The organism is Streptomyces sp. CB00316 (assembly GCF_001905595.1).
Lineage (GTDB): Bacteria > Actinomycetota > Actinomycetes > Streptomycetales > Streptomycetaceae > Streptomyces.
The window spans coordinates 23,168-41,292 of sequence record NZ_LIXI01000014.1; the positions used below are offsets into that span (position 1 = coordinate 23,168).

Consider the following 18,125-nt stretch of genomic DNA (forward strand, 5'->3'; position numbering starts at 1 on the left):
GGGCCCTCTCCACCGCCCAGCCGACTGGAACGATGTGAAACCGTCCGTACCGGAACTCCAGATGCCCGTGGCCCCAGCTCATGAGGGGCACACGGTCCCGCTCCCCCGGATCGCCCCCGGCGCGCTGGTCCGTACGACCCTGCTGAGCCTGCCCGCCGAGCCCGCTCCCGCTGCCGCCTTCCGGGCCGCTCTGGCCGAACTGGTGGTGCTGGAGGGCCGGCTCACGGCCCTGGCCCCCGCGCTCGGTGACGCGCTGTACGCGAGCCGGGCGGACCATACGGAGGACTTCCACCGCGAGGTGGTGCTTCCGCTCCGGCGCGCCGTGCACAACGGGCGCGAACCGCGGCCCGCCCTCCTCCGCCGTCTCGACGGCCTGGCCGCCCGGGTGCCCGAACTGCGCGCCTGGCTCGACGCACGCGGGCTCAGGGAGGACGTGCTCACGGTCCTCCGGTCCGGTACGGACCCCGCCCTCGCCGCCGGGCGGTCGGTGCTCGCCGGGTTGTGCCGGGAGCCCTCGTTCCTCCGCGCCGCGTCGTTCACCAGCGCCGACCTGCTGCGGGCGGTGCTGCGGGCCGGGCACGAGCCGGCGGACCGCAGGGCGCGGAAGGAGGAGGCGGGGGTGCTGCGGCACGCGGCGCGGGCGGTCGCCCGCACGACCCCGCTGTCCGCGTTCGCGGCGGTCGGCTGGGGGGTGCTGCCGACCCCGTCGGCCGCGGACCGGGAGGGTGCCGCCTGGAACGGGGCGGATCTGCCGGTCGGTTCGTCCCGCGCTGTGGTCCGCGCCAACCGGACGCTGGTGGACACCCTGTTCGCGGCACTGGCGGCGGACCCACGCCGCCGCTCGACCCTGCCGCACCGCATGTGCAGCAGCCTGCGCGACTCCGACGGGCGGGTCGCCTTCGCCCGCTCCCGTACGGCCTTCACCGCCGCGCGCTTCCTCGCGGTGGAGGACGACGAGGTCACCCTCGGCGCGGCGGAACCACTCCGGCGGCTCGCCGCGCTGTGCGACCCCCCGGCGACGCTCGACGCGCTGGCCGAGATGCTCACGGGGGGAGGGCCCGCCGAACCTCGGCAGATCGCGGCAGCGACCGCCTTCCTCCGGCAGGTCCGCGACGCGGGGCTGCTCGTCCCGGTGGAGCCCTACGCCCCTCAGGACCCCGATCCCCTCCCCCGGCTGGCCGGCTGGTTACGGGACGCCGGCGCACCGCACGACCGCGAGCTGGCCCTCCGCATCGACGGCCTCTCCGCGGCGACCGGTGAGTTCGGCACTGCGGAACCCGGCCGCCGCGCCGCCCTGCTCGCCGCCCTCAGGGACCGCTGGGTGACACTCCTCGCCGACGTGGGCCACCCGGTGGACCCCGGCCCCGCCCGCCTCACCGTCCTCAGCGAGGACATCGTCATGCGGCAGCGGGTCCGGCTGGACGGCTTCCTCGGCGCCGCGGACCACCGGGCACTGGGCGAACTGGCCTCCCTGGCCGAGGTGTTCGACCTGGGTCCGGAGGTGCGCCGGCAGGTACGGGACAGTTTCGTCGCCCGGTACGGGCCCGGCGGGGTCTGCCCGCACGTGTGGGACTTCGGCGCCGACGCCGACGAGGCGTGGCAGCGGGCCTCGCGGGCCGCCGCCGGGAGCGCTCCCGGCACGGACTGCGACGGGTCCACCGCCGCCGGCGGCGTCCGGCAACTCGCCGCGCTCCGGGCCGATCTGGTGGAGGCCGCGCACCGGGCACACAGCGGCAGCGGCGGCGGGCCCGGTGACGACGTCGTCCTGCCGGTCGGCCTGGTGGCCGGACTCGGCTCCCGGATGCCGTCGTGGGCGACCCGGCGCCCGGTCTCGTACACCGGGTTCGTCCAGCAGGCGCCCGGCGGCGTGCTGTGCGTGAACCACGTGTACGGGGGGTGGGGGCGGTTCAGCAGCAGGTTCCTCGACTCACTGGACCCCGGGGCCGCTCGGGTGGCGGCCACCGCCGTGTCCGGCACGTTCGGCCCCGGCGCCACGGTGGCTCAGGTGCGCCCGGTCAGCGGCTTCAACGCCAACCTGCATCCCCGGTTCGTACCGGAGGAGATCGGACCGGACCGCTCGTACGCCTCCCTCGGCATGGACGACGTCGAACTCGTCCACGACCCGCGCGGTGATGAGGTACGCGTCCGGGTCAAGGCCACCGGCGCGTGGGCCGATGTGCTCTACGCGGGGGTGTTCGCCCCGCTCCTGCTGCAGCCGAGGCTCGCACCCCTGCTGATGGACCATCCGCACGGCATCACCGATTTCGGCGCCCTCATCCCCCGCCACCTCACCGCCGTGCCGGGCGGAGACCTGGTACGTACCCCGCGCCTGCGCCACCGCCACCTCGTGCTGCGCCGACGCCGGTGGGAGCTGGCGGGGCCCACGGTGGCGGTGCTGCTCGCGGAGCTCGCGGCTGAGGGTGAGGTGCCGGTGGGGACGGTGGCGCGCTGGCGGGCTCTGCTCGGCGTACCCGATCAGCTCTATCTGCATGCCGCGCCTCCGGCCCGGGGCGGGCGGGTGGACGAGGACCTCCTGAGCGCGCTCGACCGTCCTCGGCCTCAGTACGTCGATCTCGGGGACGCGCTGCATCTGCGCTGCCTGGGCAAGTGGCTGGCCCGCCACCCCGGCGGGGCGGTCCTGGAGGAGGCGCTGCCCGCACCGGCCCGGGGCGCGGCGCACGCGGCGGTGGAGCTGGTGGTGGAGACCTACCGTGCCGGGCCGCCCGGGGCCGGTGCCGGTGATGCCGGCGCCCCTGCGGCTGCCGGGCGGGCGAACCGAAGGGACGACCGATGACCGTCGATCAGACGGCGCAGAGCACGGCCACCTCCCAGGAAGGCGAGCCGGCCACGCCGGACGCGCTGGATTTGCTGGGGCGGTGGATGTTACGCCCGGGGGTCTCGGTGACCGTCCTCCCCCACGGCGTACACCTGCGGGGCTGGATCACCAGCGTCACGCTGGAGGGCGGCGCCGGGCTGCCGGTCCTGTGGGGCCGCCTGGCGGAGGCGCTCGCGGGCGACGGGGGTGCGGAGCTGGCGCGGGCGGCCTTGTCGGGTTCGCCGCTGCGGGCCGCCCTGGTCACGGTGATCGGCCAACTGCACGACCACGATCTCCTGGTCGAGCGCCCGGCCGGGGAGAAGGGCGACGCGACCGGACAGTGGCTCGGGGCGGTCGCCGACCGGCCGGCGGAAGCCGCGGGCGCCCTCATCCGCAGCCGGGCGCGGGTCCTCACCGCGCGTCCGGACGGTCCGCTCGCCCGCGCCGCCGCGCGGGCGCTGGACCGGGTCGGAGTCCGGGCGGTGACCGTGGAGACGGCGGACCAGCCGGACGGGCAGGTCCTGCTCGTCGCCGCCGGGCCGGGCGAACCCTCGCCCCTCGCGGCGGAACAGGACGCGCGGGACCGGGCGGTGGTCGTCGGCCTGCGCCCGGGCATCGGGTTCGTCACCCCCGTGGGCAGCGCCAGGCAGGCACGGGCCGACGCCGACGGGCTGGCGCACAGGTTGCGCCGACGGGAGGTTCCCGGCGGGGCCGAGCATCCGGGTCTGCCCGCCCTCCTGGCCTCCTCGGCGGCGCAGCGGCTGGTGTGCGCGGTGGCCGGGCTCCGCGACCCGTCGGCCGAGGCGGGCGATGCCCGGCTGGTCCCCGGGCTGCCGGCGGCCCTGGTCGCGGAGCGGGAGCCGTTGCGGGGTGAGTACCGCACCTGGGCGGGCCCCGTGCTCGTGGACGCCGACCGGGTCCGCACGCGTGCTGACGTACGTACGCTGGCCGAGGCCCTGGCCCGTATCCCGGTGCTCACCGACCGCCTGTCCGGTGTCCTGGATGAGCCGGACCCCGGGGCGCTGCCGCAGCTCCCGGCGGCGTCGGTCCGCTCCTCGGTGGGGGGCGAGGTTCTGGTGTCCGGTTCCGCCCGGGCGGATCTGGCCCGGCTGGAGGCGGTCTGCGAAGCGGCCGAACTCCTTCTGGGGAAGGGCGAATCGGGCCTGGAGGGGGAGGGGGGCCCGGTGGTGGGCGCGGGCGCCGTGCACGCGCGCGGGCGCGCGCTGCGGCGGGCTGGTTCGGCACGGCAGCAGGGGGCACGCTCCGGCGGCACCGCAGCTCCGTTCAGCGGGCTCGGTGGCCGTACCGCGTCCGTGCCCTGGAGCCCGGAGCCCGGACGCCATCCGCAGGCGCTGCACTGGTGGTCCGTCCTGGTCCGGCGGCTCGGGGTCGACGCGGATGTCGCGGTGTCGCACCTCCGCACGGGCCGCGGCGGGGCCGTGTTCCACGCCCATGTCCGGGGCCGTACGACGGCGGGCGGCGCGTCCGGCGTGCTCGGCACGGCCGTCGAGGCGTCGGCGGACGAGGCCGTCGCCTTCGCCGCGCTCTCCGCCGTGGTCAGGGTCCAGGCGGCCGCCGACGCCCCTGATGCCCGGCATCTGGTGACACCCAGCGGTGCGTCGGCCTCGCTCGCCCGGCCGGAGGCGACGGCCCCCTGGGAGGACGCGGGGTGGACGACGGCATGGCTGGCGGAGTCGGCCGCCCGCGAACCGGGACTCCAGGAGGCCCTGACCGCGCTGACCGGGTGGTACCCGCAGCCGTGGGAGCCGCCGGCCGACGCGCACGCCGACGTACACGCCCTGTGGTCGGCGCTGCGGCAGTGCGGCTTCTCCGTGCTGTCCGCACTGCCCGGGCACGGCACGCTCCCCACCCTCACGGAAGGATCCCGGTGACCGCCGCAGACCCGCTCCGGCACGCCCTGGCCGAGGAGATACCCGCCGCCGCCGTGCTCGATGCGGCGGGCGCCCTGCGGCTCACCGAGGGCAGCGCCGTCGTCGTCCTGGACGCCTGGAGCCTGGGGACGGCCAAGGAGCTGTCCCGGCACGCGCTGCTCCATCCGGTGACGCTCGTCCCCGTGCGGGGCGACGGGGCGCTGACGGTGGTGGGGCCGGTCCTGCGGCCCGGCGCACGGGGGTGTCTGTCGTGCGGCGAGTACCGGCGGCTGGCGACGATCGGCGGCCGGGTGCCGTGGCACAGCCCCGGACTGCGGCTGGAGGGCCGGCCGTCGCCCGCCTTCGTGGATGCCGTCGGTGTGTTGGCCACCTCTCTCCAGGAGAGCGACGGGGCGGTCGTCCATGTCGTCCACAACGGCCGGGGCACCTGGTCGACCCACCGCTTCGAGCCCGTCGGTGGGTGCGCGGTCTGCCTGCCGCTGCCGCCCGACGGTGCCGAGGCCGCCGAGGCGGCCTTCGGCCCGGCCGCGCGCCGCGCCCCGAGGCCCCCCGGCGACCCGGTGTCGCTGCGCGAGCCCAACTCCCTTACGGACGTGACGGGTCTGCGGGAGGTGCTGTTCGACGAGCGGTTCGGCCCGGTCCACCAGATCCTACGCACCGAGGAGTCCGTGTACAGCCTGACCAGCGCGTATGTGACCTATGGCCGTCATCTGCGCGACGGCGGCTACGGGCGGGGCACCGACTTCGCGAGCAGCGAGCGCATCGCCCTGTTCGAGGGGGCGGAACGCCTGGCGTCGATGAGCCCCACCGGTCACCGGACCGTCCTGCGCGCCCCGTACGCCGAACTCGGCCCCGAACGGGCGGTGGACCCGGTGCGGCTCGGACTGCCCGACCCCGCCCACCACGGTCACCGCGCCTCGGCGACCGTGCCGTACACGCCGGACCTGGAACTGGACTGGGTGCACGGCTGGTCCCTGACCCACGACCGGACGACGGCGGTACCCGAGCACGTCGCCTACTGGGACGCGAGCCCGGGCCGGCCCCGGGTGGTTTACGAGTGCTCCAACGGGTGTGGGCTGGGCAACAGCCCGGCGGAGGCGGCGCTCTACGGGCTGTTCGAGGTCGCCGAGCGGGACGCGTTCCTGATGGCGTGGTACGCGCGCACCCCGCTGCGCCGGATCACCGTGCCGGCCGAGGATGCGGAGGCGGCGCACCTCGTGGACCGTGCGGCCCTCGCCGGCTACCGGGTGGCGCTGTTCGACGCGACGAACGACTTCCAGGTGCCCGCCGTCGTCGCGGTCGCCCTGCACCGGGGCGAACCGGTGACGGCGCCCGGTGCGTTCGTCGCCGCGGGGAGCCATCACCATCCGCTTACCGCGATCCGCTCCGCGCTCGCCGAGGTGGTGACCAATGTGGTCAACGCCGTCCACCGGCACCGGGCCGAACCGGGGACGTTCGACCGGCGGCGGCTGCTCCCGATGCTGGAGCGGCCCGAGCTGGTCACGACGCTCGCGGACCACGTGGCCGTCAACACCCTTCCCGAGGCCCGCTCACGGCTGGACTTCCTCGACCCGGACGGCCCGGAGACGGACTGGCGGGACATCTGGCCCGCCGCGTCGGCACCGCACCCCCCACCGGATGTCACCGCCCTGCTGGAGCAGATCGTGACCCGGCTGGCCGGGCTCGGTCTGGAGGTCGTCGCCGTACCGCTGAGCGAGTCCGTGGTGCGCGACCGGCTCGGGCTGCACACGGCGAAGGTCGTGGTCCCGGGCTCGCTGCCGATGACGTTCGGTCATGTCAACCGGCGCACGCTCGGGCTCGACCGGCTGCTGGACGTGCCGTTCCGGCTGGGGCGCGTGGAGCGCAGGGCGCGGCACGACGAACTCGTGCTGCATCCGCATCCGTTCCCGTGAGGCGCCCCGCGCCGCTCCGCCGTACGCCCGCCGATCAGAACACCGGAACAGGAAGCCATCCCGTGACCGACGGACCCCCGGACACCTGGTTCAGCCTCCACTGCTTCCTGCGGTCGGCCCCCGAGGACGTCGACGCCTTCCTCACCGGGGACGTGGCCCCGCTCCTCGACGGGCTCGTCGCCGAGGCGGGGCCACCGGCTGGTTCTTCATCCGCTACGACAAGGGCGGGCACCATCTGCGCCTCCGGGTGCGCGGGGCGTCGCAGGCGCGGGCCGGGTTGCTGCCGAAGGTTCTCGCGCGCCGGGCCGAGCGGCTGCCGGTCGCCGATCCCTTACGCGGACAGGCCGTGGGCGGGCAGGCTGAGCACGCCGAGGTCCGCTCGGTGCCGTACGTCCCCGAGACGGAGCGCTACGGAGGGCCCGAGGCGCTGCCGGTGGCGGAAGAGGCGTTCGTCCTGTCGAGCCGGGTGGCCGTGCGGGCCGTCCGGGACGCCCCGCGCGGCAGTGCCCGGCTCGCCCTGGCCATCGATCTCGCGCATGCCACCGCTCTCGCCTGCGGCATGGACCGGCTTGCGGCGGCGCAGTGGCTGCGACGGCACGCGGCTAGCTGGCGGTGGGCGAGGGACGTCCCCCTGCTCGGCCCCCGGCACGTCCACGCCAAGGTCAACAGCGTCTACGCCCTGCAACGCGACGTTCTGGCGGGCCGGGCGCGGGCCCTGCGGCAGGCGCTGGAGGAGGGCACGGCCCCCGGCGCGCCGGCCGACTGGTACGAGGGTGTCCGCCAGGCCGACGAAGCGCTGCGCTCCGCTTCCCCGCAGCTGGGACGCCCGTATGTCTGGGCGTCCCAGCTGCACATGCTCTTCAACCGGCTGGGCCTGGCCCCCGACGAGGAGCGGGCGGTGTGCAGCCTGGCCGCACGCACACTGCTGGACCGGGGTGAGGCGGCCTCGTACTTCCCGGACGACCACACCTCGCCCGACCGGCAGTACCTGGAGCGGAGCAAGTTCCACCTCGGGCGGGAGCAGGACTCGGCGCCGCGTGACGTCCCGGCCCTCCCGGCCGTAGCGTCCGGCTCGCCGCCCGGCTCCTCGCGCGGCGCCGAACTCCCGCTCCCCGCGGGCCCGTTTCCGGAAACGGAGCTGCGGACCGTGATGAACAACCGTGTCTCCCGGCGGGGTGCGCTGACGGGGCCGCTGGACGCGGCGTCGCTCGGCACGCTGCTGTGGGGCGCGCACGCGTCCGGGCACGAGTCGGTGCACCGGTTCGCCGACGGCGGTGAACGGCTCATGCGCCACCGGCCGTATCCGAGCGCGGGCGCCCTCTACACCGCCGGCCTCCGGCTGATCGCGCTGGACGTCCAAGGGCTGGCACCGGGCACCTACCAGTGCCTGCCGGACCGCCGGGCGCTGCGGTACATCGGCCCGGCGCCCGCCCTGGACGACGTCAGGTCGTTGTCCTCGTACCTCGCGCGCGCCGACGACGACCCCGACGGCATCGTTCCCGACGCGCTCCCGGTGGTCCTGGGCCTCTACGTCGACCTGGGGCGGCTCAGGGAGCGTTACGGTCTGCGCGCGCTGCGGCTGGGGCTCCTGGAGGCGGGCCACCTGGCGCAGTCGCTCCTCCTGACCGCCACCGCGCTGCGACTGGGCACGACGCCGCTCGGCGGGTTCCGGGACGATCTGGCGCATGAGGTCTTCGGCCTCGACGACCTGGACCAGCCGCTCCAGTACGTCCTGCCGGTCGGCCGCCACCCGGCCGTACCGGTGACGGAGGATCCGCGCCCCGGCGGCTAGGCGAAGGCGCCGAGGGCGACCTTCGCGGCCCCGGCGATCAGGGCGTCCTGGGGTTCGGCGTCCTTGGTGTCGCGCCGGGAGAGAACGGCGAGGGCGATCGGGGCGGCGCCGCCCGGGGGCCACACGATGGCGATGTCGTTGCGGGTCCCGTAGCCGCCTGTGCCGGTCTTGTCGCCGACCTCCCAGCCGCGGGGCGTGCCCGCGCGGATGGTGTGGTCGCCGGTGGTGTTGCGCTTCAGCCAGTCGGTGAGCACGGCCCGCTTCTCGGCGGGGAGGGCGGACCCGAGGACGTACGCCCGCAGATCGGTGGCCAGGGCGCGGGGTGTGCTGGTGTCCCGGGGGTCGCCGGGGGTCGCGTCGCTGAGGGCGACTTCGTAGCGGTCGCAGCGGGTGACGCGGTCCCCGAGCCCGCGCAGGGCGTCCTGGAGGCCCCGGGGGCCGCCCAGTTCGCGGAAGAGGAGGTTGGCGGCGGCGTTGTCGCTGTACCGGACGGCCGCGTCGCACAGTGCCCGCAGCGTCATGCCGGTGGCGACGTGCTGTTCGGCGATGGGCGAATAGCTGACGAGGTCCCTTCTGCCGTAGCGGACGAGGCGCTCCATCTGCGGGAGGGTCTTCTTCGCCAGTACGGCCCCGGCGAGGAGGGCCTTGCAGGTGGAGGCGTAGGCGAACCGTTCGTCGGGGCGGTGGGTGATGGTCCGTCCGTCGACCGTGTCGACCGCGTACACGCCCAGCCGGGCGTCGAACGTCCGCTCCAGTTCGGCGAAGGCGCGGTCCGTACGGGGCAGGGCCGAGGCCGCAGGGCCGGGGCCGGAAGGGCTCGGTCCGCTCCTCCCGTCGGTGGCGGTGTCCGGTCCGGCCGTCGAACAGCCGGTGAGCGGGAGCAGGGCGGCACCGGCCAGCGCGGCGAGTGCGGAACGGCGTGAGACATGGGCGTGCGTACGGGAGGGCACGGCGGAAGACCTCTCTCTCGGCGGTGGTCGTGAAGCGCGGCCGCCCGGTCGCGGCCGGGCTCCGGCGCGAGGTGCGGGCCGCGTCGTCGGCCTCAGCGGAGTCAAACCCGCGGTCGGTCCGCATGTCGAATACGATCTCGGCATCAGAGTGATTCACCCGCCATATCGCCGCATGCCAGGGAGATGGAGTGCTGACGGAACGGCACCTGGAAATCTTCGTCGCGTTGGCGGAGGAGGAGCATTTCGGTGCCGCCGCCCAACGGGTCGGGATCACGCAGCCGCCTCTCTCCCAAGGACTGCGCCGGCTGGAGGCGCTGCTCGGTGTCCGACTGTTCGAGCGGGAGCGCGGGGTGTTCCTCACCGAGGAGGGCACCCTGCTGCTGCCGCACGCCCGCAGAGCTCTGGCCGCCCTGGCGGAGCTCCGTGAGACCGGTGCCCGTGAACACGCGGACGGCCGCCGTCTGCGGCTGGGGCTGGCCCCCGAGGTGCCGGCGCCGCTGGCGGCCGATGTGGCGGCGGCCCCGGTCCGGGCGGGTGACCGGGCCCGCATCAGCACGGTGACGGCTCCCACCGCGACCCTGCTCTCCGATGTCGCGTCGGGTCGCCTCGACCTCGCCGTGGTCCGGCACCCCTCCGTCCTGCACGGCCTCGCCGCCGGGCAGGTGATCCTGCTGCCGACCTGGATCCTCGCCCCGGCCCGTCCGGCGGAGTCCGGTGGTACGCCTGCGGGTGCGTCGCCACGGCGGCTGCCCGTCGCGGTACGCCCCCGGGGCGAGGCGCCCGCCGCCCATGACCTGTTCGTCGACACGCTGGCGAGCCGGGGCCGCCGGGTGGAGACGGTGGTGGTCACCGACGAGCGGGCCGGGCTGGCGCTGGTGGCGGCGGGCCAGGCCGTCCTGGTCACAGCGGACGAAGCGCTGACGGCCTCCCGGGTCGAGCGGCGGCGGGCGACGGACCCTCCGCTCCCCCTGCGGCTGCGGGTGGTCTGGAACCCCCGGCGTTCCGGTTCCGGGGATCCGGCCGGGACGGCTCAGCTGCTGGAGGACGTCCTCGCCCGTAGGGCGGCACGGTGAAGGGCCCCCGGCGCGGCGGCGGGGTGGAGCGGACCATCCGCTCCCTGTTCGACGACGCCGGCGTCCGGGGCTGGCTGCATGTGGCGGAACTGGACCGCCCCTCGGCCCGCGTGGTCGTCGACCCGGACGAGCAGGTGCCGATGGGCTCTGTCTACAAGGTCGCGCTCATGGCAGCCTTCTGCAGGCTGGCCGACGCGGGGCGGGTCGACCCACGCCGCCGGCTCACCCTGGAGGCCGCCGACCGGGTTCCCGGCCCCACGGGCCTGTCCATCCTGCGCGACCCGGTCACGATGTCGCTGCGTGACCTGGTGGTGCAGATGATGAGCGTCTCCGACAACACGGCGGCCCACGCCGTGCTGCGTACGGTCGGCGCCGAGGCCGTCGACGCGGTGTGCGCCGATCTCGGTCTGCCGCACACCCGGATCCACGGAGGGGTCGTCGGTACGTTCGACCGGCTGCTCGCCGATACGGGCGCCGGGTCCCTGGACGCGGCCATGGCCCATGTCGCGGACAACGACACCGTCGTACCACCGGACGTATACGACCCCGCCTACAAGGCGTCCTCCACACCGGCCGAGACCGCGCGGCTGCTCCGTGCCATCTGGACGGACGAGGCCGCGTCCCCCGAGGGCTGCTCCTTCATGCGCGCGGCGATGCTCACCCAGCCGTGGACGCACCGCCTGGCCTCCGGATTCCCGTACGACGAGGTGACCGTCTACGGCAAGACCGGCACGTTCGGCTCGATGCGCCACGAGGCGGGGGTGGTGGAACTGGGGGACGGCAGCGTCTACACGGCCGTGGTCTTCACCCAGGCCGCCCGCGCCGACCGGAAGCTCCCGCGAGCGGACGCCGTGATCGGCGCGGTGGCCAGGGCCGCGGTGGAGGATCTCCGCGCGGGCCAGGGTGTCTGACCGGCCGCTGGGGGTGGCGGGCCGCATCCTGGGCGCAGGACATTTGCACGATGGAGGAGGCACCTGTGGCCCTGACCCGTGGCGAGCGTGAACAGTTCCTGGCCGAACCGCATATCGCCGCGCTGGCCGTGGACGCGGCGGAGGAGGGGCGCGCCCCGCTCACCGTGCCCATCTGGTACCAGTACGCACCCGGCGGCGACATCTGGATCATGACGGGGCGCGACTCCCGCAAGGGCCGGCTGATCGCCGGGGCGGGCCGGTTCTCCCTGATGGCCGACCGGGTAGAACCGACCGTCCGCTATGTGTCCGTCGAGGGCCCCGTCGTCGCGACGCTCCCCGCCGAACGTGAGCAACTGGTGGAGCTCTCGTCCCGCTATCTGCCCGCGGAGAAGGTCGACGGCTACGTCGACTCCGCCTGGAGGGAACACGGCGAGCAGGTGGTCATCCACATGCGGCCCCAGCGCTGGCTGAGTGCGGACCTCGGCGGGTTCTGAGCCGTCGGCGGGCCCGGCGGCACGGACAGGGCCCGCCCCCCTCGGGGGGCGGGCCCTGTCCGTGCCGGATGATCAGCGGCGGCCCTGCAGGTACTGGGCGTAGAAGTAACCGTGCTCGGCCGCGATGTGCTCCCGGCTCTCCGTGGCGTGGGTGATCCCGTACGGGCCACCGAGGTTGGTGTACTCGGCGGTCCCGCGGTGCCCTTCGACGGCCCCGTAGCCGGCACCGGCCTTGCCACCCTCCCTCTCGTCGGCAACGGCGGGCGTGGCCGCCATGAGGCCGGCCGCGGCGACGGTCGCAAGAGTGACGGCGATACGACGAAGCATGGGTGCTCCCTTTCAGCAACTGCGTAACGGATGGTGCGGAGCCCAAACCATTACGCAGGAGGGTCGCGGCGACAGGGCGGACACGCACATGCCATGGGCAATACACCTGGACGGCCGCACTCCCCCTCCCGGCACCGAGCGGGCCTCCTCGCCACGGAAAAATCCCCGGTCCGCAATTGCGTACCAGGGATTTTCCCTCGTATATTTGATTCTTCTGTGCTCATGCAGAAAGGCCCCACACGGAGGCCTTATAAGAAGAACCATATCCGCCAGGGAGCCGTTTTGTCAAACCGGGAAGCCGTCGAATTGCGGGAAGAGCAGGAATTCGTCGACCGCGTTCATACGCGCGTCGACGAGCTGCGCGGGGCCACGGTCCGGCACGTCGAGGAGGCGCTGACGCCGGTCGGGACCGGACTGCAGGCCAAGCTCGAACGTGATGTGCTGGTCACGGAGCGGTCGGGGCTTCTCGCCGCGCTCAACGCGGTGGACGGCTCACTGTGTTTCGGGCGCATCGATCTTTCCGACGGCGCCGCGCACCATATCGGGCGCATCGGGATCCGTGAGGACGACACCGAGCGCACGCCTCTTCTGATCGACTGGCGAGCACCGGTCGCCCGGCCTTTCTATCTGGCCACCGGGCACGTGCCGATGGGGCTGCGGCGGCGTCGGCACATCACGTCCGAGGGGCGTACGGTCACCGAGCTCCATGACGAGATCCTGGACCTCGGGGACGACGACCGCACGGGTTTCGAGGACCGCAACGGCGACGCCGTTCTGCTGTCCGCGCTCAATTCCGCCCGCACCGGCCGTATGGGTGACATCGTGCGGACCATCCAGGCGGAGCAGGACCGCATCATCCGTGCCCCGCACCGCGGTGTCCTCGTCGTCGAGGGCGGGCCCGGCACCGGCAAGACGGCGGTCGCGCTGCACCGGGCCGCCTTCCTGCTGTACGAGCACCGCGAGGTGCTGGCCAAGCGCGCCGTGCTGATCGTGGGGCCCAACCCGGCCTTCCTGCGGTACATCGCGGAGGTGCTGCCCGCTCTCGGTGAGACCGGCGTCCTGCTCGCCACGCAGGCCGAACTCTTCCCCGGCGTCCATGCCACCGGCACGGACACGCCCCGCACGGCTGCCGTCAAGGGCGGCGCGCAGATGGCGGAGGCGCTCGCCCTCGCCGTACGCGACCGGCAGCAACTGCCCGAGCCCGGTGCACCGTTGGTCATCCCGCACGACGACGGGGACCTTGTCCTGGACTGGGAGATCGCGTACGAGGCCCGGCAGGCGGCCCGGGACACCCTGCTGCCGCACAACCTCGCGCGCCCGCACTTCGCGTTCCGGATCATCGACGCCCTCACCGCGCAGCTCACCGAGCGCATCGGCGCCGACCCGTACGGCGGGCCCAACTTCCTCGGGCCGGACGACATCGCGCAGCTCGGCAAGGCCGTCGCGATGAGCGGGGAGGTCCACGAGGCCATCGAGTCGCTGTGGCCCGAGCTCGCCCCGGAGGATTTCCTCGCCGGATACCTGGCCGAGCCCGTGTACGTGGGCGACGCGGACGCCGACGCCCTGCGGCGGGCGCCCGGCAGCGGGGCGTGGACCCCGGCGGACGTGCCCCTGCTCGACGAGGCGGCCGAGCTGCTCGGGGCCGACGACAGCGCCGTGCGGGCCGCCGCGGAGGCCGAGCGGCAGGAGCGGATCGCCTACGCGCAGGGGCTGCTGGAGCTTTCGCGGGGGTCGGAGACGTACGAGTTCGAGGACGAGGAGTCCGAGGTCCTCGCCGCCCACGACATCATCGACGCCGAGCGCATGGCCGAGCGGCACGAGGAGATCGACCACCGCAGCGCCGCCGAGCGGGCCGCCGCAGACCGCACCTGGGCGTTCGGGCACATCATCGTGGACGAGGCGCAGGAGCTGTCGCCGATGGCATGGCGCCTGCTGATGCGCCGCTCACCGACCCGTTCGCTGACCCTGGTCGGCGACCCGGCCCAGACCTCCGAGGAGGCCGGCGTCGGTTCGTGGGAGAGGATCCTTGAGCCGTACGTCGGGGACCGCTTCGAACATGTGACGCTCGGGGTCAACTACCGTACGCCCGCCGAGATCATGGAGCTGGCCGCCCGCGTCGTACGGGAGCGGAACCCCTCCTTCGTGGCGCCCGGTTCGGTGCGGTCCACCGGCGAGGAACCGTGGGTGCGGGACGCCGGTGAGGACCTGGCGGGCGCCGTGGCGAAGGCCGTCGCGGAGCTGACACCCCAGGAGGGGCGTCTCGCGGTGATCGCTCCGCGCGCACTGCACGAGGAGATCGCCGCGCCGCTGGAGGAGCTCACCGCAGGGGCCGAGCCCGACCTGACACGCCCGGTGGTGCTGCTCGACCCGCGGCAGGCCAAGGGGCTGGAGTTCGACCGTGTGCTGGTCGTGGAGCCCGCCCGGTACGGGACGAGCGACCTGTACGTGGCGCTGACCCGGGCCACCCAGCGGCTGGGCGTCATCCACCGGGAGGCGCTTCCCTCGGCACTGCGCTGATCACTGCCGCCTCTTCCCCGTTCCCCTTCCCGTCCCTCACGCCCCCCGGTCCGCACCGGGGGGCGTTTCCGTGTCCTGTCGCGCACTTCCGCGCTCAGTCTTTGCTTGATAATGCTCGAAACACGAGATTAATATGCAGCTTCGAGCATTGCATAGGGGATGGGGAGACCAGATGACGCATGTGGCACAGGAACTGGCCAGTCAGCCCGACTGCTGGCGGCGGGCGGCGGGGATGGCCGCCGGACTCGCGGGACAGCTCCCCGCGACCGGCGAGCGCATCGCCGTCGTCGGCTGCGGCACCTCGTACTTCATGGCTCAGGCCTACGCGGCCCTCCGGGAGGGCAGTGGCCAGGGCGAGACCGACGCCTTCGCCGCATCGGAGTTCCCCGTCGGCCGCCGCTACGACCGGATCGTGGCACTGAGCCGCTCCGGCACCACGACCGAAGTCCTCGGCCTGCTCACCCGGGCCCAGGGCACGCGACGGAGCGTGATCATCGGGGATCCCGACTCCCCCATGGCGACGATGGCCGACGACACAGTGGTCCTCGGCTTCGCCGACGAGCGGTCCGTCGTGCAGACGCGGTTCGCGACCTCGGCGCTGACCCTGCTCCGCGCCCATCTGGGCCTGCACACCGACGCGGTCGTGGAGGACGCCCAGGTCGCGCTCGCCGAGCCGCTGCCGGCCGGTCTGGTGGAGTGCACCCAGTTCACCTTCCTCGGGCAGGGCTGGAGCGTGGGGCTCGCCAACGAGGGGGCGCTGAAGATGCGTGAGGCGGCGCTGGCCTGGAGCGAGGCGTATCCGGCGATGGAGTACCGGCACGGCCCGATCAGCATCTCCACCCGTTCCACCGCCACCTGGATGCTCGGTGACGCACCGGCCGGGCTGTCCGACGAGGTCCACGCGACCGGCGCGCGGTGGGTGGCAGGCGGGCTCGACCCGCTGGCCGAGCTTGTCCGGGTGCAGCGGCTCGCGCTGGCGATCGCGGAGGCCCGCGGCCTCGATCCGGACCGCCCGCGCCACCTGACGCGCTCGGTCATCCTCAGCACGGCCTGACGGCCCCTCACTCCGGAGTTGCCATGCCCATCGCCGCCACCGGCGAGCTGATCGCCGACGCCGCAGCCCGGCGCGGTGCGGTCGCCGCGTTCAACGTCATCACCCTGGAGCACGCGGAAGCCATCGTGGAGGGAGCGGAGGCCGCGGGTTCGCCGGTGATCCTCCAGATCAGCGAGAACGCGGTGAAGTACCACGGGGGCCGGCTGCGCCCGCTGGCCCGGGCCGCGCACGAGAGCGCCCGGGCGGCCGCGGTTCCGGTCGCCCTCCATCTCGACCACGTCCACTCCCCCGGGCTGCTGCACCAGGCGGCGGAGTGCGGGTTCAGCTCGGCGATGTTCGACGCCGCCCGGCTGCCGTACGCGGAGAACGTGGCGGCCACCCGCGCCGCCGTCGTCTGGGCGCACGGAGCGGGCCTCTGGCTGGAGGCCGAGCTCGGGCAGGTCGGCGGCAAGAACGGGCAGGCTCCGCTGGACGCCCATGCGCCCGGCGCCCGTACGGACCCGGAGGAGGCTCTCGCCTACGTCGCCGCCACCGGGGTCGACGCGCTGGCCGTGGCGGTCGGCACCTCCCACGCCATGACCTCACGGGACGCCCGCATCGACCACGGCCTGCTGGCCCGGCTCCAAGACGCCGTGCCGGTGCCGCTGGTGCTGCACGGTTCGTCCGGTGCCTCCGACGAGGAGCTGGGCCGCGCGGTCGCCGGAGGGATCACCAAGGTCAACATCGGCACCGCGCTGAACATCGCGATGACCGGCGCGATACGGGAACGTCTCGCGCAGGACGAGCGCGGCGTCGATCCCCGTGCCTACCTGGCGCAGGGCCGGGACGCGATGGCCCGGACGGTGAGCCGGCTGATCTCCGTTCTGCCCGCGCCCTCGGCGAGAGCCGCCTAGGCTTCCTTACGGTCCCCAGGCGCGCAGCAGCGCCGTGAGGTCGCCGACCACCCTCCGGCCCGGGGCAGCGTCGACCGGTGCCGCGGAGGGCACGGCCACCACCCGGCAGCCCGCCGCCTCGGCCGCCGCGATGCCGGTGGGGCTGTCCTCGACCACCAGGCAGGCACCGGGCGGGAGGTGGAGGCGTGCCGCCGCTTCGAGGTACGGGTCCGGGTGGGGCTTGGAGCGGTCCGTCTCCCCGTCCGCCACCGTCGTACGGAACACCTCGGCGCCCAGTGTCTTGAGCACCGCGTCCACGACCCGGCGTGGGGAGGCCGAGACGAGGGCCGCCGGGATGTTGCCGTCGGCCAGCCGGTCGAGCAGGTCGGGGGCGCCGGGGCGCAGCTCGATGCCTGCCTCGACCGCTCTGAGGAACGTGTCCTCCAGGGCGGCCTCCAGGACCCGGGCGCTGACGGCCCGTGGGCTGAGCGTCGCCAGGTAGGCCGCCGTGTCGGCGCAGGTGCGGCCGAGGACTCCGGCGCCCTCCTTCTCCGTCAGGGTGTGGCCATGGGCGGCGGCGACCTCACGGGCGGCGGCGAGCCACAGGGGTTCGGTGTCCACCAGGGTGCCGTCCATGTCGAGGAGGACGGCCTGCGGCAGGGTCGGTACGACGGTGCCGTCGAGGGTCCAGTGCGAGTCGGGGGTGCGGTCGAGCGCGGCGTACACCTGGGCCGCGACGTCCTCGTGCCGGACCGGGCGCAGCGGGCGGGCGCCCGCCGGGATGTCCGGGCCGGCGCAGGCCAGCCACGCCGTGCGCTCGGCCTCGCTCGCCCCGCCGTGGCCGCCCTCGTCCCGGTGCCCGTGGTCGGTGACGACGAGGACGGTCCAGGCCTCGTCGGCGTACCTCGGGCGGGTGCGCAGGGCGGTGAGGAGGCGGCCGAGGCGGCGGTCGGCCGAGGCGATGGCCTGCTCGTACTCCGCGCCGCAGCCGAGGTGGTGGGCGGTTTCGTCGGGGGCGCCGAGGTAGACGAAGGAGGCCTCGGGGTCCTCGTGGGTCAGTACGGCGACGGCGTCGCGCACGGTCGCCTCGTCCGCGTCCTCCCAGGCCTGCGGGGTGTCGGCGGCCGGTGCGTGGTGGGTGAGCCGGGCGGGGTGGCGGAACATCGGGCCGCCGTCGGCCACCGTGACCAGGGGTTCCCAGGCCGCCGCGACATAGGTGCGGCGGCCGTCCTGGCGGGCCAGGCGGGTGGTGAAGTCCGGGAAGACGCCGAGGCGGTGGCCGCTGAAGTCGTTGGACCACACGGCGTGTTTGGTGACGCGCACACCGGTGACGATCGTCGCCCAGCACGGGCCGGACATCGTGGGGGTGGGCTCCTCGACCGTCACGGGGGCCAGGAATCCGGCCTCGGCGACCGTGTCGAGGTGCGGGGTGGGGACACGGGCGAGGGTGTCGCGGCGTACGCCGTCGATGCCGACGACGAGCACACGGCGGGCACGGGGCATGAGAGGCCTTTT

The 18,125-nt window shown here is 74.4% G+C and carries 13 protein-coding genes; 10 read left to right on the plus strand and 3 right to left on the minus strand.

The genetic code is table 11. The features are described 5' to 3' along the window. Positions 1-61: 61 nt before the first annotated feature. From AMK21_RS30590 to AMK21_RS30605, 4 genes are read left to right on the plus strand one after another with little or no spacing between them, the layout of a single operon-like run. The gene (locus AMK21_RS30590) at positions 62-2,794 is read left to right on the plus strand and encodes a lantibiotic dehydratase (protein WP_234422082.1); all 2,733 of its coding nucleotides are present in this window, start codon (positions 62-64) and stop codon (positions 2,792-2,794) included. After that, positions 2,791-4,707, plus strand: a complete 1,917-nt coding sequence (locus AMK21_RS30595; protein WP_073882412.1) for a hypothetical protein — start codon at positions 2,791-2,793, stop codon at positions 4,705-4,707. Before AMK21_RS30590 ends, AMK21_RS30595 begins: the two co-directional genes overlap by 4 nt. Beyond that, the gene (locus AMK21_RS30600; protein ID WP_073882413.1) at positions 4,704-6,620 is read left to right on the plus strand and encodes a TOMM precursor leader peptide-binding protein; all 1,917 of its coding nucleotides are present in this window, start codon (positions 4,704-4,706) and stop codon (positions 6,618-6,620) included. Before AMK21_RS30595 ends, AMK21_RS30600 begins: the two co-directional genes overlap by 4 nt. Beyond that, positions 6,502-8,412: a thiopeptide-type bacteriocin biosynthesis protein gene (locus AMK21_RS30605; RefSeq protein ID WP_234422083.1), complete on the plus strand. Its 1,911-nt coding sequence runs from the start codon at positions 6,502-6,504 to the stop codon at positions 8,410-8,412. Before AMK21_RS30600 ends, AMK21_RS30605 begins: the two co-directional genes overlap by 119 nt. On the opposite strand, the gene bla is transcribed toward AMK21_RS30605, so the two are convergent. Beyond that, positions 8,409-9,362, minus strand: a complete 954-nt coding sequence (bla, locus tag AMK21_RS30610) for a class A beta-lactamase (protein WP_107430014.1) — start codon at positions 9,360-9,362, stop codon at positions 8,409-8,411. The genes AMK21_RS30605 and bla overlap by 4 nt on opposite strands. Positions 9,363-9,550: 188 nt before the next feature. Between bla and AMK21_RS30615 the strand changes: the two genes are divergently transcribed. From AMK21_RS30615 to AMK21_RS30625, 3 genes are all read left to right on the plus strand, one after another. Next, positions 9,551-10,435, plus strand: coding sequence for a LysR family transcriptional regulator (locus AMK21_RS30615; RefSeq protein WP_073882414.1), 885 nt, complete (start codon positions 9,551-9,553; stop codon positions 10,433-10,435). Continuing rightward, positions 10,432-11,346: a serine hydrolase gene (locus AMK21_RS30620; protein WP_073882415.1), complete on the plus strand. Its 915-nt coding sequence runs from the start codon at positions 10,432-10,434 to the stop codon at positions 11,344-11,346. The genes AMK21_RS30615 and AMK21_RS30620 overlap by 4 nt, the downstream gene beginning before the upstream one ends. 65 nt (positions 11,347-11,411) lie before the next feature. Further along, a complete protein-coding gene (locus AMK21_RS30625) occupies positions 11,412-11,840 on the plus strand; it encodes a pyridoxamine 5'-phosphate oxidase family protein (RefSeq protein WP_073882416.1) in 429 nt (142 codons plus the stop codon). 72 nt (positions 11,841-11,912) lie between these two features. Here the strand turns inward: AMK21_RS30625 and AMK21_RS30630 are convergent, their stop codons facing one another. Beyond that, positions 11,913-12,167: a hypothetical protein gene (locus AMK21_RS30630; protein WP_073882417.1), complete on the minus strand. Its 255-nt coding sequence runs from the start codon at positions 12,165-12,167 to the stop codon at positions 11,913-11,915. 306 nt (positions 12,168-12,473) lie between these two features. Between AMK21_RS30630 and AMK21_RS30635 the strand changes: the two genes are divergently transcribed. From AMK21_RS30635 to AMK21_RS30645, 3 genes are all read left to right on the plus strand, one after another. Next, entirely contained in the window at positions 12,474-14,684 is a 2,211-nt protein-coding gene (locus AMK21_RS30635; RefSeq protein ID WP_199863312.1) for a HelD family protein, read from the plus strand. A 172-nt stretch (positions 14,685-14,856) separates the two neighbouring features. Next, positions 14,857-15,738, plus strand: a complete 882-nt coding sequence (locus AMK21_RS30640) for an SIS domain-containing protein (RefSeq protein ID WP_073882419.1) — start codon at positions 14,857-14,859, stop codon at positions 15,736-15,738. Positions 15,739-15,761: 23 nt separating this feature from the next. Next, positions 15,762-16,631, plus strand: a complete 870-nt coding sequence (locus AMK21_RS30645; protein ID WP_073882420.1) for a class II fructose-bisphosphate aldolase — start codon at positions 15,762-15,764, stop codon at positions 16,629-16,631. A gap of 6 nt (positions 16,632-16,637) precedes the next feature. Here the strand turns inward: AMK21_RS30645 and AMK21_RS30650 are convergent, their stop codons facing one another. Then, positions 16,638-18,113, minus strand: coding sequence for an HAD-IA family hydrolase (locus tag AMK21_RS30650; protein WP_073882421.1), 1,476 nt, complete (start codon positions 18,111-18,113; stop codon positions 16,638-16,640). Between the last annotated feature and the right edge of the window lie 12 nt (positions 18,114-18,125).

Coding starts and splice junctions, on each gene's coding strand:
- AMK21_RS30590 (WP_234422082.1), top strand. CDS start 62: ATGCCCGTGGCCCCAGCTCATGAGGGGCACACGGTCCCGCTCCCCCGG.
- AMK21_RS30595 (WP_073882412.1), top strand. CDS start 2,791: ATGACCGTCGATCAGACGGCGCAGAGCACGGCCACCTCCCAGGAAGGC.
- AMK21_RS30605 (WP_234422083.1), top strand. CDS start 6,502: ATGTCAACCGGCGCACGCTCGGGCTCGACCGGCTGCTGGACGTGCCGT.
- AMK21_RS30630 (WP_073882417.1), bottom strand. CDS start 12,167: ATGCTTCGTCGTATCGCCGTCACTCTTGCGACCGTCGCCGCGGCCGGC.
- AMK21_RS30640 (WP_073882419.1), top strand. CDS start 14,857: ATGACGCATGTGGCACAGGAACTGGCCAGTCAGCCCGACTGCTGGCGG.
- AMK21_RS30645 (WP_073882420.1), top strand. CDS start 15,762: ATGCCCATCGCCGCCACCGGCGAGCTGATCGCCGACGCCGCAGCCCGG.
- AMK21_RS30650 (WP_073882421.1), bottom strand. CDS start 18,113: ATGCCCCGTGCCCGCCGTGTGCTCGTCGTCGGCATCGACGGCGTACGC.